7 protein-coding genes are annotated in these 14,964 nt (G+C 75.5%); 1 reads left to right on the top strand and 6 read right to left on the bottom strand.

Translation table 11 applies throughout. From position 1 onward, the window contains the following. Nucleotides 1-2,258 precede the first annotated feature (2,258 nt). From QSJ97_RS04970 to QSJ97_RS04945, 6 genes are all read right to left on the bottom strand, one after another. Nucleotides 2,259-3,053, bottom strand: coding sequence for a 3'(2'),5'-bisphosphate nucleotidase CysQ (locus tag QSJ97_RS04970; RefSeq protein ID WP_285670517.1), 795 nt, complete (start codon nt 3,051-3,053; stop codon nt 2,259-2,261). After that, nucleotides 3,046-4,392 (bottom strand): TldD/PmbA family protein, encoded by a 1,347-nt coding sequence (locus QSJ97_RS04965; RefSeq protein ID WP_285670516.1) that lies wholly within the window; start codon nt 4,390-4,392, stop codon nt 3,046-3,048. Before QSJ97_RS04965 ends, QSJ97_RS04970 begins: the two co-directional genes overlap by 8 nt. A gap of 623 nt (nt 4,393-5,015) precedes the next feature. After that, complete coding sequence (locus QSJ97_RS04960; RefSeq protein ID WP_285670515.1) at nt 5,016-5,810, bottom strand: hypothetical protein; 795 nt, start codon at nt 5,808-5,810, stop codon at nt 5,016-5,018. 3,752 nt (nt 5,811-9,562) lie between these two features. Then, nucleotides 9,563-10,978, bottom strand: coding sequence for a mannose-1-phosphate guanylyltransferase/mannose-6-phosphate isomerase (locus tag QSJ97_RS04955; protein WP_285670514.1), 1,416 nt, complete (start codon nt 10,976-10,978; stop codon nt 9,563-9,565). Nucleotides 10,979-11,044: 66 nt separating this feature from the next. Further along, on the bottom strand, nt 11,045-11,356 hold the full coding sequence (locus tag QSJ97_RS04950) for an ETC complex I subunit (protein WP_285670513.1): 312 nt from the start codon (nt 11,354-11,356) through the stop codon (nt 11,045-11,047). A 640-nt stretch (nt 11,357-11,996) separates the two neighbouring features. Next, a complete protein-coding gene (locus tag QSJ97_RS04945; RefSeq protein ID WP_285670512.1) occupies nt 11,997-12,434 on the bottom strand; it encodes a hypothetical protein in 438 nt (145 codons plus the stop codon). A 417-nt stretch (nt 12,435-12,851) separates the two neighbouring features. Here QSJ97_RS04945 and uvrB point away from each other — a divergent pair. Beyond that, nucleotides 12,852-14,964: excinuclease ABC subunit UvrB (gene uvrB / locus QSJ97_RS04940; protein WP_285670511.1), on the top strand; the 2,113-nt coding region annotated here is incomplete at its 3' end.

Below are 14,964 nucleotides of genomic sequence, written 5' to 3'. Positions count from 1 at the left end.
GCCGTGCCAATACCCCAAAATCTGAACCATAGGCCGCAGCATCAGGCCGGAAGGGCCGCAGGATCAGAACCGCAGGGACGGAACCAAAGGGGCGAAGCCGCGCCGCCATGGCCACAAGGTCCGAACCACTGAGCCGGAACAGCAGGCTCGGTGCCGCAGGGCCGCGACCATAGACCCGGAACAGCAGGGCTGGAACTGCCGGACCGGGGACGCGGCATCCGGCCGGCAGGGCCGCAGCCGCTAGGCTGGCATCGCCAGGCCGCAACCGCGGCGCCCGAGCAGCAGGGTCGAGAACATGGCGCCGGCGCCGCAAGGCCCCGATCGAAAGGCCGGAGCCACAGGGCCAAAGCTCCGCCGCCGCGACCGCGGGATCCGGGCCGCAGGCGGCAGGATCGCAAGGCCGGAGTCCAAGCGCGGAAACCGCCGGATCGGGGCCGCGGAACCAGCGCAGCGGCACAAGGTCGGCCGGCCCGGCCCGCATGGCCCCGACCACAAGGCCGCAACCGCGGCGCCCGAGCTGCAGGGTCGAGAACATGGCGCCGGCGCAGCAAGGCCGGAGCCACAGGGCCGGAGCTCCAGCGCCGCGACCGCGGGATCCGGGCCGCAGGCGACAGGATCGCAAGGCCAGAGTCCAAGCGCGGAAACCGCCGGATCGGGGCCGCGGAATCAGCGCAGCGGCACAAGGTCGGCCGGGCCGGCGCCACAAGGCCCCGACCGCCAGGCCGCAACCGCGGCGCCCGAACAGCGCCGTCGGGAACGCAGGGTCGGAACCGGAGGGCCGGAACGCAAACGCAGCGGCCGCGGGATCGGGACCGCACAAGGCGAGACCGCAGGGCGACATCCGCAGAACCGGAGCCGCGGGATCACGACACCGGAGCCAGGACGGAAGAACCTTTGCCGCCGGGGCGGGGTCGCATGGCCGAAACCGCAACGCCAGAGCTGCACGGTCCGAAACCCGGCGGCGGGGCCACAGGGTCGGAACCATGGGGCCGGAACTCTGGCGCCGGGGCTGCGGGATCGAGACCGCACAATCAGGGCGGCAGGGCCGGTGCCCGGGCGCCGTGACCGCGGGATTGTGACCGCGGGATCGGGACCGCAGGGCATGCGCCGCAGGGGCAGGGTCGCGGGATCACTGCGGCTGGGCCGGTGCCGCCCGGTCGGGGTCGCAGCGCCGGAACCTCGGGGGCTGGGCCACAAGGTCGGGATGATAGGATCAGGGCGGCATGGCTGGAGCCGCAGAGACCGGGCTGCAGGGTCAGGGCGGCAGAGCCGGAACCCGAGGGGCGGGGCGGCCGGGCCGGTGACACATGGGCGGGACCGCAGGGCTGGAACCGCGGGACGGGGGCCGCGTCGCCAGAACAGGTGGGTCGAGAACGTAGGGCTAGGGCCCAGGCGCCAGCACCGCAGAGGGCGGTACCGCAAGGTTGGAACTTGAGGGGCAGGGCCGCGGGATCAAGGCACCCGGGCCGGCAGCACAGGGACGGCGTCGCAGCGCCGGAACCCGAGTGGCAGGGCGGCAGGGCCGGAACCGCAGGGGACGGGGCGGCGGAACCGGACTCTCGGGGGCGGGGCGGCTGGGACGGGACCGCAAGGTTGGAAATTGAGGGGCAGAGCCGCCGGATCAAGGCACCCGGGCCAGCGGCGCAGGGTCGGCGTCGCAGCGCCGGAACCCGAGTGGCGGGGCGGCAGGGGCGACACCTGGGGAGCAGGACGTTAGGGGCGACACCTGAGGAGCGGTGTGGCCGGGTGGAGCCTCTGGGACGGGGCGACCAGGCCGGGCCTGAGGGGCTGGGGCGGCAGGGTCTTGGCCGCAGGAGCGGGGCGTCAAGGCCGGACTCTCGCAGGCGGGACGGCAGGGGCCGGAGCCTCGGAGGCGGGGCGGTGGAGCCGGACCCTCGGGGGCGGGGCGGCGGGACCGGAGCCTCGAGGGCGAGGCGGCGAGGCCAGTCCTCGGAGGCGGGACGGCGAGGCAGGTCCTCGGAGGCGGGGCGGTGGAGCCGGAACCTCGGAGGCGGGACGGTAGGGGCCGGAGCCTCGGAGGCGGGACGGTAGGGGCCGGTTCTCGGGGGCGGAGGCGGCAGAGCCTCGGCCGCAGGAGTGGGGCGTCAAGGCCGGACCCTCGGGGGCGGGGCGGCGGGGATCGAACCCTCGGAGGCGGGGCGTCAAGGCCGGTCCTCCGAGGCGGGACGGCGGGGGCCGGAGCCTCGGAAGGCAGGGCGGGCTTTCGGGGGCTGGGCCCTCGGGGGGCCGGCGGCGGGTCAGGGTGCGCGGCGGTGGGTCATCAGCGCGGCGTGCAGGGCCGGGCCGGCGACGATCATGCCGGGCACCCGCGGCGGGGCGCCGTTGAAGGCCAGCGGGGCGCCCTGCGAATCGGTCACCCGGCAGCCCGCCTCCGCCGCGATCAGGCTGCCGGCGGCGATGTCCCATTCCCAGGCCGGCCGGAAGGTCAGCGTGACGTCGAAGCGCCCGGCGGCCACCAGGCAGAGCCGCCAGGCCAGCGAGGAGCGCATCCGCCGCACCAGCCCGGGCACGCCGCCGGGCCAGTGCTCCGGCGCCATGTTGGGCCGCGCCACCAGCGCCTCGGCGCCCTCCGGCCGGCCGCCGTCGCGCATCGCCAGCACCTGCCCGCCGAGCGCCGCGCCGCCGCCGAGATGCGCGGCATAGGTCTCGCGCCGCATCGGCAGATGCACCGCGCCGGCCACCACCCGGTCGCCCTCGACCACCGCCACCGAGATCGAGAAGCCCGGCTCGCCGGCGAGGAAGGCGCGGGTGCCGTCGATCGGGTCGACCACGAACAGCCGCGCCGCGCCGCCGCGGTCGTCGGGCTCCTCCTCCGAGAGCCAGCCGTATTCCGGCCGGGCCGGGCGCAGCCTCGCCTTCAGCGCCGCGTTGACCGCCAGGTCCGCCTCCGAGACCGGCCCCTGCGCCCCCGGCTTGTCCCATTGCCGCAGCGCGCCGCCCTGCATCCGGCGGGCGATGCGGCCGGCCTCCTCGGCCGCCGCGACGAGCAGCGCCCGGTCGGCGGCATGGCTCTGGAGCGCGGGCTCAGGCACCGATCGTCAACCCCTCGACCAGCAGCGACGGCACCACCACCGCCTTCTCCGGATCGGCATCGTCGGCCGGCACCATGCTGGCGACGATCTCCGGCAGCCGCCCGGCGATGGTGATCTCGTTGACGGCATGCACGATCTCGCCGTTCTCGACCCAGAAGCCGTTGGCGCCGCGGCTGTAATCCCCCGTGGTCGGGTTGATCGAGCTGCCGATCAGGCCGGTGACCAGGAGCCCGGTGCCCATCTCGGCGAGCAGCGCGTCGCGGCTCCGGTCGCCCTGGGCCAGCTCGAGATTGCCGAGCCCCGGGCGCGGCGGCCCGCCGGCGCCGCGCCGGGCATTGCCGGTGCTCTCAAGCCCGAGCTGGCGCGCGGTGGCCAGATCCAGCACCCAGCTCTCGAGCACGCCGTCGGCGATCAGCGCCCGGTCGGCGGTGGCCAGCCCCTCGGCATCGACCAGCCGGCTGGCGCGCCCGCGCCTGCGGTGCGGCCGCTCGCAAAGGTCGATGCCGCGCGGCAGCACCCGCTCGCCGAGCCGGTCGCGCAGCCAGCTCGCGCCGCGCGCCACCGCCTGGCCGTTGATCGCCCCGGCGACATGGCCGACCAGGCTGCCGGCGACGCGCTCGTCGAAGATCACCGGGAACGCCCCGGCCGGGCAGCGCCGGGCGCCCAGCGCCGCCACCGCGCGCGCGCCGGCGCGCCGGCCGACCGTCTCGGGCGCCGGCATGTCGGCGCCGTGCCGGCGCAGCTCGGCGGCGAAGTCGCGCTCGCGCCCGAGCCCCTCGCCGGCGATCGCCGAGGCGCTCACCGCCCAGTAGCTGCGCGCGATGGCGTGCGCGAAGCCGTTGCTCGCCGCCAGCGTCACCTGCTCCCGGCCCCAGCTCGCCCGCGCCTGCTCGATCTGCGTGACCCCGGCGACGCCGAGCCCGGCGGCCTCCGCCGCCCGCGCCATCGCCTCGAGCGCCGCCGGCGCCGGCGCCGGGCCGGGATCGGCGAGCTCGAGCGCATCGGCATCCGGGATCCGCGCCAGCTGCTCCGGCGCGGCGAGGCCGCAATGCGGGTCCTCCGGCGCCTCGCGGGCGATCGCCACGGCGCGTTCCGCCATCTCCGCCAGCGTGCCATCGGCGGTGTCCGAGGCGGCGACGCAGGCCTGCCGCGCGCCGATCAGCACGCGCAGCCCGAGATCGACGCTCTCGGCCCGCTCGGCCTCCTCGAGCGCGCCGCCGGCGACGCCGATGCTCAGCGCCGTCTCGCGGCCGAGCAGCACATCCGCCGCCTCGGCCCCGGCGGCCAGCGCGGTCTCGACCAGCCGCGCCGCCAGCGCCGCATCCGCGGCCCGGCTCATCGGGCGCCCCCGGGGCGCGCGCGGCGGGCGGCAGGGCGGGACGGCAGGCTCGGGGGCAAGATCGCGGACATGGGGAAACTCCGGCTCGGTGCGGCTGCCACAGACCTAGCGGCTCCACCCCGGCTTGGCCAGACCGCTGCCGGCCCGCCCCGCACCCGGCCCGCGCCCTCGCGCGCCCGCCGGCGCTCCGGCGGGCCCGCCGATGCGATATGCCCCCGCCAACGAGCCCCCGCCAACGAGCCTCTGCCGGGGGGCCTCTGCCGGGGGGCCTTTGCCGGGGGGCCTTTGCCGGGGGGCCTTTGCCGGGGGGCCTTTGCCGGGGGGCCTTTGCCGGGGGGCCTTTGCCGGGGGGCGGGGGTTTCGCCCTCGCGCCGGTGCCTGCGGCACCGCCGCTCGTGCGACCGGGGCCCGCCGCCTCCCCCGCCCCTGCGCCCGGTCACGGGGAGGCCGGACGGCGGGAATGCCCACCCATGGGAGGCGGCGGGCGGCAGAGGCCCGGGCGCCGGCACGCCGACCGCGGGCCGGCTGCCGGAACGGGCCGCCGCCGGCGGTCTCCGGACAGCGCAGCGGCAGCGGCGGCGGCACGCTCGGGACGCTCGGCCCGGCGGCCCGGCCGCCCCGGATCAGCCGGCGGCGCGGCGCATCCCGAGCCCCGCCAGCGCCGCCAGCGCCGCCAGCCCGAGCACCGCCAGGCCCAGCGGCGCCGGCAGCGGCACCGCGACCGCATCCAGCGCCACCGCGTCGAAATCGACCTCGCGATGGGCGCCGGGAGCGGCCGCGTCCACCAGGTTGAGATTGACCAGCCGGATCGTCAGCGCCTGCCCGAGCAGCCCGGGCGCCGCGCCGCGGCTGTCATAGGCCAGCACCGAGGGCCGGAACTCCGCCTCGGGGATGCTGCCGGCGAGGCCGTTGTCGTCCGAGGCGAGCACCGTCGTCCCGGCCAGCAGCTCGACCCGGTAGCCCGGAAACCCGTCGAGATCGAAGAACACCGGCCCGCCGCCGAGATCCGAACTGCCCGAGGCGATGTTCCCGATCGCCACCGAGAGGCGGTAGAGCCGGTCCGCCTCGAGCACCGCGGCGAGGGTCTGCTGCAGCCCGAACGCCACCCCCGCGGTGCCCCCGGCATCCATGTAGGCGATGCCGACATTCGCCCCCGCATGCTGCCCCGGCGCGAAATAGCTGCTGAGGGCGGGGTTCAGCGTGCCCACGGTCTCGCCGGTCACGGCATCGAGATTGTAGCCGTCCCAGCCGGTCGGCGGGCCGAAGGTGAAGCTGTTCGGCCCGTGCACCTCCGCCTCGAAGCCGGGATTGAGCACCGCCACCGGCGCGGCACCGGCCGGCGCGGGCAGCAGGAGGGCGGGCAGCACGAGGGCAGACAGCGCAAGCGCGGCGGCGCGGATCGCGGGTCTCGTCGGCATGGCGGCTCCCGATGGCAGCGCCCCCGCCGGTCCGGAGGCGCGGCGATCCTGCCACCGCGATGTATCAGTCGGATGTCGCGCGGAGCCGGAGCCAGGGCGCCGGCCCGCCGCCTCCCATGGGTGGGCTTTCCCGCCGTCCCGCCTCCCCGCGACCGGGTGCAGGGGCGGGGGAGGCGGCGGGCAGATCCGAGGGCGCCAGCGGCGCTCCCGGCCCGGGCGCCATGGCGGGCCTCGACCATCATCGCTCCGCCGCCGGGACCGGAGGACCACGGGTCGGCTGCGCGTCGCAAGCAACGCCCTCCCGCCCCGCCGCTCCGCCCGACGCCCCGACAGACCGCCGCCGTCCCCGGCGACGGCCCCTGGCAGGCACCGCCGCGAGGGCGCGCAGATCGGGCCGGCGCCGCCAGACGCGGCTGCCCGCGCCGCTCCCACTGGCGGCGGCTCCGCGCGCCGGAAAGCAGCGCCGCCCTGCCGCCGCACACTTTCCGCCGGATGCCGCACGGCACCGGAACCAGCGCGCCGGCCCGGCACCTCCCGTGGGCGAGCCTCCCCGCGACCCGGCGCAAGGGCGGGGGAGGCGGCGGCCTGAACCGAGGGCGCCAGCGGCGCTCCCGGCAGGGGCGCCCCGGCAAGCCTCGACCATCTTCGCTCCGCCGCCGGGACAGCAGACCCACGGGCCGACCGCGAAGAGCAGGCAACGCCGCCCCATGCCGCTCCCACCGAAGCCCCGGCAGACCACCACCGGCCCCGGAGACGGACCCCGCGGGCGCCGCCGCGAGCCACCCCCGAGGAAGGTGCGGTTTCGCGTCGTCGACGGACCCTTGCGGGCACCGCCGCAAGGTCGCGCCGATCGGAGACGGCGCCGCCAGACGCGGCCGCCGTCGCCCGCGCCGCTCCCGCCGGCGGCGTCCCCGCGCGCCGGAATACAGCGCCGCCCTGCCGCCGCACGCCGTCCGCCGGATGCCGCACGATACCGGAACCAGCACACCGGCCCGCCGCCTCCCATGGGTGGGCATTCCCGCCGTCCCGCCTCCCCGCGACCGGGCGCAGGGGCGGGGGAGGCGGCGGGCCCCGGTCGCGCGAACCCCGGTGCCGCAGGCGCCGGGGCGAGGGCGAAACCCGCCTGGGCGCGGGGAACTGGGCCCCACCCCGGATCGGCGGGCCGGAACTGATCCTGCTCGCCTGGCAGCGAGGAACGGCGGTTTTCATGCGGGCCGGTGTGTCGGGGGTGAAACCGCCCCCGGCCAGCAGCGGAATCGGGCGGTCCCACCGCAGGCCGAGAGGAGCCGCCCCACCCGCTTCCGGAAGCCGCCGACGCAATGAGCGGGTCCGCGAAGCGCCGGGGAAGCCATCCCGCTCGGCTCAGGAACCCGCCCCCCCCCGCAGGACAGTGAGCCGGGGGGGAATCGCCCCGCCTCGCCAGGCTCCGAAGGTGCGCCGGCGGCGGCTGCGGTAGAGAGGGGGAAGCCCTTCCGATCGGCTCCGGGACCGGGCGCCCGCCGCAGGACAGTGAGCCGGGGGGGGGAATCGTCCCGCCTCGCCAGGCTCCGATGGTGCGCCGGCGGCGGCTACGGCGGCGAGGGGGATGTCCTCCCGCTCGGCGCCGGGACCGGGCGCCCGCCGCAGGACAGTGAGCCGGGGGGGGAATCGTCCCATCTCGCCAGGCTCCGGTGGTGCGCCGGCGGCGGCTACGGCAGCGAGGGGGAAGCGCTCCCGCTCGGCGCCGGGACCCGCCCCCCGCCGCAGGACAGTGAGCCGGGGGGGGGAATCGTCCCATCTCGCCAGGCTCCGGTGGTGCGCCGGCGGCGGCCACGGCAGCGAGGGGGAAGCCCTCCCGCTCGGTGCCGGGACCCACCCCCCGCCGCAGGACAGTGAGCCGGGGGGGGAATCGTCCCGCCTCGCCAGGCTCCGATGGTGCGCCGGCGGCGGCTGCGGCAGCGAGGGGGAAGCCCTCCCGCTCGGCGCCGGGACCGGGCGCCCGCCGCAGGTCGGCAGGCCGGAGGGGAAATCGTCCCCCCGACCACGCTTCGAGGAACGTAGGCCCTCTTGGCGCGCCCGCTGCGGTGCCGGCGGCGATGGGGAAGCTCTCCCCGTTCGGCCCCGGAAACCGGCGCCCTGGCGCGGGCCGATCCTCCGGAGGCGATGTCGCCCCGCCCCCCGGGAGCCAGCGGCCCCTTGGCGGGCCGGCCGAGGCGACGGGAAAGCGCCCCCATTCGCCCCGGCGGACGGGCGCCCATCAGCGGGCCGGACGGGAAGCCCTGCCGCCTCGGCTTCGGAACCGGGTCCTCCGCCCCCTTGAACGGCAGGCCGGAGAGGAGGCCAACTCGTCCCGCAGGCTCCGGGGAACGGGGGCTCCCAGGGCAGGCCGACGGGAGTGCCCTGAATGCCGTCCCGACCCAGCGCCCGGCACGCCCCGCCGCCGGGGTCGGCAGGGGGGGGCGGACCCCGTCCCACCCGGTTACGAGGAACGGAGGCCCCGTGGCGGGCCGGCGGGGCAATGATTCCGGCTCGGCTCCTGGAATGGACCTCCTCGTAGCGGCTCGGAGGGTGGAGCGGCAACCGCCCGTCATCTCCGGCTTCGGCAGATGGAGGCCTCCATGGCACCGCCCCGAGGCGATGGGGAAACCCGGCCGCCCCGGCTTCGGGAACCGTCGGCTTGCCCCCGGAGTCCATGTGGGAAGGAAAGCCGTCCCATCCGGCTCCGGGGAACCACGGGGCCCCGGCGGGCGACGAAGGCGACGGGAGAACCGTCCCCGTTCCGCTCCCGAAACGGGCGAGCATCCACAGGCCGGACGGGAAGATCTCCCGCCTTGGCTTCGAGAACGGGCCCGCCGCCGCGGGTCGGTGGGCCGCGGGAGATCCTGCCCGCCCTGCTCCGGGAAACGGTGGTTCTTTCGGCAGGCCAGCGGGGGCGCCGTCCCACCCGGCATTGAAGAATGGGGAGCCTTGTGGGCCAGCGGAGGCGTTTGGAACCGCGCGACCCGCTCCCGGGCACGCGGGAGGAACGACAGGCGTCCCGCCCGGTCTTGAGAACCGGGGGGGTATGGTGGGCCGGCGGAGGCGACAGGAACCGCGCGCCCCGCCCCCCGGGGGCGGGTGTGGGAGCGGAGGCCGTCTCGCCCGGCCTTGGGGATCGGGAGTTCCCCTGTCGGGCCCGTGCGGCGAGGGGGAAGGCCGGCCGCATCGGCTTCGGGAACGGTCGGCTTGATGCGAGTTGTTGGAGATGCCGTCCTGTCCGGCCCCCGGCGGCAGGAGGCTGCGGCTCGCTGGGCGGGCCGGTGGAGGCGTGGAGGAAGGCCTGGCGCATCGGTCTCGGTGAGAGGGCCGCTGGTGCGGGTCGTTGCGGATGCCGTCCCGTCCAGCCCGGCGCCGGGTGACGGGGGTCTCCTGGCGGCCCGGTGGCGGTGCGGGGGAAGGCCTGTGCCGCATCGACTCCAGAAACAGGCGATCCATTGCGGGCTGGTTAGTCGGTCGGGATGTCGTCCCATCCGGTGCGTCGCCGGGGTCCCGCGGCTCGCTGGGCGGGCCCGTGGCCGCGCGGGGGAAGGCCCGCCGGATCGGTTGCGGGGATGGGTGGCCCGTTGCGGGGTGGCGGGGATGCCGTCCCCTGCGGCACGGCGCCGGGGTGCAGCGGCCTTGCTGGCGGGGCGGCGGAGCTGGCCGGGGCGGCAGGGGCGACGCGTGGGCGGCGGGGGTGACGCGGGCCAGCAAGGGCGACGCTGAGCGGCGCGTCGGCGGGGCGTGGTTCCGGGTCAGCTGCGGGAGTAGACGTCCTCGTAGCGGGTGATGTCGTCCTCGCCGAGATAGGCGCCGGACTGCACCTCGATCAGGTGCAGGTCGAGCTTGCCGGGGTTCTCCAGCCGGTGCACCGCGCCGAGCGGGATGTAGGCGCTCTCGTTCTCGGACAGGAGCCGCACCTCCTCGCCCACCGTCACCCTGGCGGTGCCGGCCACCACCACCCAGTGCTCGGCGCGGTGGTGATGCGACTGCAGCGAGAGGATGCCGCCCGGCTTCACCATGATCTGCTTGACCTGGAAGCGGGGGCCGTGGGCGAGCCGCTCGTACCAGCCCCAGGGCCGGTAGCAGCGCGGGAACTCGGTGGCCTGCGGCGCGCCCTCGGCCTTCAGCAGCGCCACCGCCTCGCGCGCCTCCTGGGCGCGGTCCATGTCGGCGACCAGCACCGCGTCGCCGGTCGCCACCGCGACGATCCGGTCGAGCCCGATGCCGACCAGGCGCTGGTCCGGGTGCTCGGCGCGCAGCAGCGTGTCGCGGCAGCCGATCGCCAATGCCGGGCCGGTGGTGGCGACGCCGTCGCCGTCCGGCGCGCTCTCCGACCAGACCGTGCGCCAGGAGCCGAGATCGTTCCAGCCGCCGTCGAGCGGCACCACCATGCCCTGGCTGCGCTCCATGATGGCGTAGTCGATCGAGATGTCGGGATTGTCGAGATAGGCCTCCGGCTCGGGCCGGAAGAAGCAGAGATCCTCGCGCCCTTCGCCGCGGGCGCGGGCGCAGGCGGCGCGGATCTCCGGCGCATGGGCGTCGAAGGCGGCGAGGATCGCGGCGGCCGAGAACACGAACATCCCCGAGTTCCAGAGATAGCGGCCGGAGGCCAGCATCTCGGCGGCGCGCGCCGCGTCCGGCTTCTCGACGAAGCCGCGGAAGGGCTGCGCCCCGGCCTCCGGCGCGGCGGCCAGCTCGATATAGCCGAAGCCGGTCTCCGGGCGGTCAGGGGTGACGCCGAAGGTGACCAGATGGCCAGCCTCCGCCGCCGCCGCCGCCGCCGTCACCGCGGCGTGGAAGGCGGCGCTGTCGGCCAGCAGGTGGTCGGAGGGCAGCACCAGCAGCACCCCCTCCGGATCCGCCGCGGCAACCTCGAGCGCGGCGAGGCAGATCGCCGGGGCGGTGTTGCGCCCGGCCGGCTCGAGCAGGATGCGGGTCGCCTGGAAGCCGGCATCGGAGAGCTGCTCGGCGACCACGAAGCGGAAATCCTGGTGCGTCAGCAGGATCGGCTCGGCATAGCCCTGGCCGGCCAGCCGCTCCAGCGTGCGCTGGAACAGCGAGCCGCCCGCGAACAGCGGGCAGAACTGCTTGGGATAGGATTTGCGGCTGACCGGCCAGAGCCGGGTGCCGGAGCCGCCGCAGAGAATCACCGGATAGATCGTCGCCATGGCTGCCCGTCCCGCCTGCAGATCGCTGGAAATCACGCCTCGGTGGCGAGACTTAGCCTGCAGGGCTCAGTGCGTCCAGTTGCCCCGGCGGTTGTGCGCGAAGTTGCCGGCATAGCCCATCGGGCGGATGTTGTGCCGGCGCGGCTTGGGCTCCTCGACGACGAAGGCGATGCCGTGGCGGCGGGCATAGCTCACCGCCTCGTCCTTGCTGTCGAAGCGCAGGCGGATCTGGCGGCGGGTGTCGCCGGAGCCGGTCCAGCCCATCAGCGGGTCGATCCGGCGCGGCTCGGCCGGGACGTATTCCAGCACCCAGCCGCGGGCATTGCCCTGGCCGCTGGTCATCGCGCTCTTCGACGGCTGATAGATCCGCGCCTGCATCGGTTCCTCCTGCTCTGTGCGCGCCAATATGCGCAAGCGCGGCCGCCGCGGCAAGCCGGGCGCGGCGCGGGAGACACTCCGCCGCAAGCGCGGCGCGGGTTGCCGGCCGGGTCCGCCGCCTCCCCCGCCCCTGCACCCGGTCGCGGGGCGGCGGGACGGCGGGAATGCCCACCCATGGGAGGCGGCGGGCGCCCTGCCCCCCGCGCATGGCCCCCATGGCGGATGCCGGACCGCCGGCCACCGATGGCGGCCTCCCCGATGGCCGGGCGGGGATGGCCGCCCCCCAGGGCGGGCAGGAACGGGATATTCAAGCCCGGCCGGGTCGGCCGCCCCCGATGGCCGCGACGGGACGGTCAAAGCACGACGGTCAGGGCGGTGCAGTCAGCCCAACATGGCGAGGCCGAGCGCCGCCCAGATCGGCAGGCCGATGCAGGGCGTTGCGAGCATCGCGGCGGCGGGCGCCAGGGCGATCCGGCGCCGGCTGCCGCGTTCGCCCTGACCGGGCCGCGGCGCGGTGGACGAGCTGGCAACCGGGGCAGCGGGCGGCACGGCGGATGGAGCAGCAGCCAGAGCAGCGGGCTGTGCGGCAGTCGGCGCGGAGGTCGGCGCGGCGGACAGCGGGGCGGTCAGGGCAGGACGGTCAGCCGAGGATGGCGAGGCCGAGTGCCGCCCAGATCAGGAGGCCGATGCAGGGCGCGGCGAGCATCGCGGCGGCGGGCGGCGGGGCGATCCGGCGCCGGCTGCCGCGATCGCCCCGACCGGGCCGCGGCGCGGCGGGCGGCGTGGCAGCCGGGGCGGCGGGCGGCACGGCGGATGGAGCGGCGGTCGGCACAGCAGCCGGCCTGGCAATCGACTCGGCGAGCGGCGCGGCGGTCGGCGCAGCAGTCGGCGCGCCGGGCGGCGCGGCAATCGACTTGGCAAGCGACACAGCAGCCGGCGTGGCAACCGGCGTGGCAATCGACTCGGCGGGCGGCGCGGCGGATGGAGCGGCGAGCGGCGCGGCGGCTTCGCCTCGCGGTGTGCGGCTTTGGTGGTCGGGTGATTCGCGGGGGCGGGGCTGCTGCGGGCGCGGGGTCATCGCGGGAGCGGGCCGCGGGCGGTGCGGGGCCCCAAAAACAAAGACGCCCGTGACCGGGCGTTAAGTCCGAGAATTCGGCAGTCTTGTTGGGGATCACGCCGCCAGCCCGGTGCAGGGAGCGAGGGTGGGGTGGGTGTCGCACCGGGCTGACGGCGATCTGCTGCTTGCATCGTCTGTATGACTCCCTCTGACCCTCGGGTCAATGGCCGTTGCCACATTTCGCCCAGATTTCTCCGCGTCCTGTCCACAGACTGCCCACAATTTCGTCACTCTTCCATGAACGGCGCCCCTGCCCGCCCCCGGAACCCTGCGGGGAGCGTGCTTGGACCCGGCGGGCCGAGCCCCTACACTCTCCGGCGAGCCCCCTGCCCCCTTCCCAGCCCGAGGCCCGGACCGCCGCATGACCGATACCGCCGCATGACCGACACCCTCGTCACCGTTCCCAGCCCCCGCCCGCAGGCCGAGAAGCTCGAAGGCGGCCGCCGCCTCGTGATGCGCACCGAGTTCGAGCCCGCCGGCGACCAGCCGCGCGCCATCGCCGAGCTCGCCGAGGGCGTCAGCGCCGGCGAGCGCGACCAGGTGCTGCTCGGCGCCACCGGCACCGGCAAGACCTTCACCATGGCCAAGGTGATCGAGGCGACCCAGCGCCCGGCCATCATCCTCGCGCCGAACAAGACGCTGGCGGCGCAGCTCTATGGCGAGTTCCGGTCGTTCTTCCCGGAGAACGCGGTGGAGTACTTCGTCTCCTACTACGACTACTACCAGCCGGAGGCCTATGTCCCGCGCTCGGACACCTATATCGAGAAGGAGGCGCAGATCAACGAGCAGATCGACCGGATGCGCCACTCCGCCACCCGGGCGCTGCTCGAGCGCGACGACGTCATCATCGTCGCCTCGGTCTCGTGCATCTACGGCATCGGCGCGGTCGAGACCTATGGCGCGATGACCCAGGACCTCGCCACCGGCAAGACCTACGACCAGCAGGCGGTGATGCGCGAGCTGGTGGCGCAGCAGTACCGCCGCAACGACGCCGCCTTCCAGCGCGGCGCGTTCCGGGTGCGGGGCGATTCGCTAGAGATCTGGCCGGCGCATCTCGAGGACCGGGCCTGGCGCTTCTCGTTCTTCGGCGACGAGCTCGAGGCGATCCAGGAGTTCGACCCGCTGACCGGCCAGGCGACCACCAAGCTGGAGCGGGTGCGGATCTATGCCAACAGCCACTACGTGACGCCGCGGCCGACGCTGAACCAGGCGGTGAAGGAGATCCGCGCCGAGCTGGCGCTGCGGCTCCGCCAGCTCGAGGCCGAGGGCAAGCTCCTCGAGGCGCAGCGGCTCGAGCAGCGCACCCAGTTCGATCTCGAGATGATCGAGGCCACCGGCTCCTGCGCCGGCATCGAGAACTACAGCCGCTATCTCTCGGGCCGGGCGCCGGGCGACCCGCCGCCGACGCTGTTCGAGTACATCCCCGACAACGCCATCGTGTTCGCCGACGAGAGCCATGTCTCGGTGCCGCAGATCGGCGCCATGTACAAGGGCGACTACCGGCGCAAGTTCACCCTCGCCGAGCACGGCTTCCGGCTGCCCTCCTGCATGGACAACCGGCCGCTCAAGTTCGAGGAATGGGACGCGATGCGGCCGCAGTCGGTCTTCGTCAGCGCCACCCCGGGCAAGTGGGAGCTGGAGCGCACCGGCGGCATCTTCACCGAGCAGGTGATCCGCCCGACCGGCCTGATCGACCCGCCGGTGGAGGTGCGCCCGGTCGCCAGCCAGGTCGACGACCTGCTCGACGAGTGCCACCGCCTCGCCGCCGCCGGCGGCCGCGCGCTGGTCACCACGCTGACCAAGCGGATGGCCGAGGACCTCACCGAATACCTGCACGAGCAGGGCATCAAGGTGCGCTACATGCATTCCGACATCGACACGCTGGAGCGCATCGAGATCATCCGCGACCTGCGGCTCGGCGCCTTCGACGTGCTGGTCGGCATCAACCTGCTGCGCGAGGGGCTCGACATTCCCGAATGCGCGCTGGTGGCGATCCTCGATGCCGACAAGGAGGGCTTCCTGCGCTCCGAGACCTCGCTGGTGCAGACCATCGGCCGCGCCGCGCGCAACATCGACGGCCGGGTCATCATGTATGCCGACCGCCGGACCGGCAGCATGGAGCGCGCGATCGCCGAGACCGAGCGCCGCCGCGCCAAGCAGATGGCGCATAACGAGGCGCATGGCATCACCCCGCAGTCGATCCGCAAGAATGTCGAGGACATCCTCGAGGGGGTGTTCGACGGCGCCACCGACGAGGCCCGGATCACCGCCACCATCGAGCGCCGCGTGAAGGCGGGGGCCAACCTGCAGGCGCATCTCGCGGCGCTGCGCAAGGAGATGATGACCGCCGCCGAGAACCTCGAATTCGAGGAGGCGGCGCGGCTGCGCGACGAGATCAAGCGGCTCGAGGCGGTGGACCTGGCGGTGGCCGACGATCCGCTGGCCCGGCAGTCCGCGGTGGCGGCGGCGGCCGAGGCGGCCGGCGGGCCGA

The sequence above is a fragment of the Paralimibaculum aggregatum genome, from assembly GCF_030270585.1.
In the GTDB taxonomy this organism is placed as follows: Bacteria; Pseudomonadota; Alphaproteobacteria; order Rhodobacterales; family Rhodobacteraceae; genus Thermohalobaculum; species Thermohalobaculum aggregatum.
Note: the sequence above shows the minus strand (reverse complement) of the source record. Positions and strands in the feature narration are given on the sequence as shown.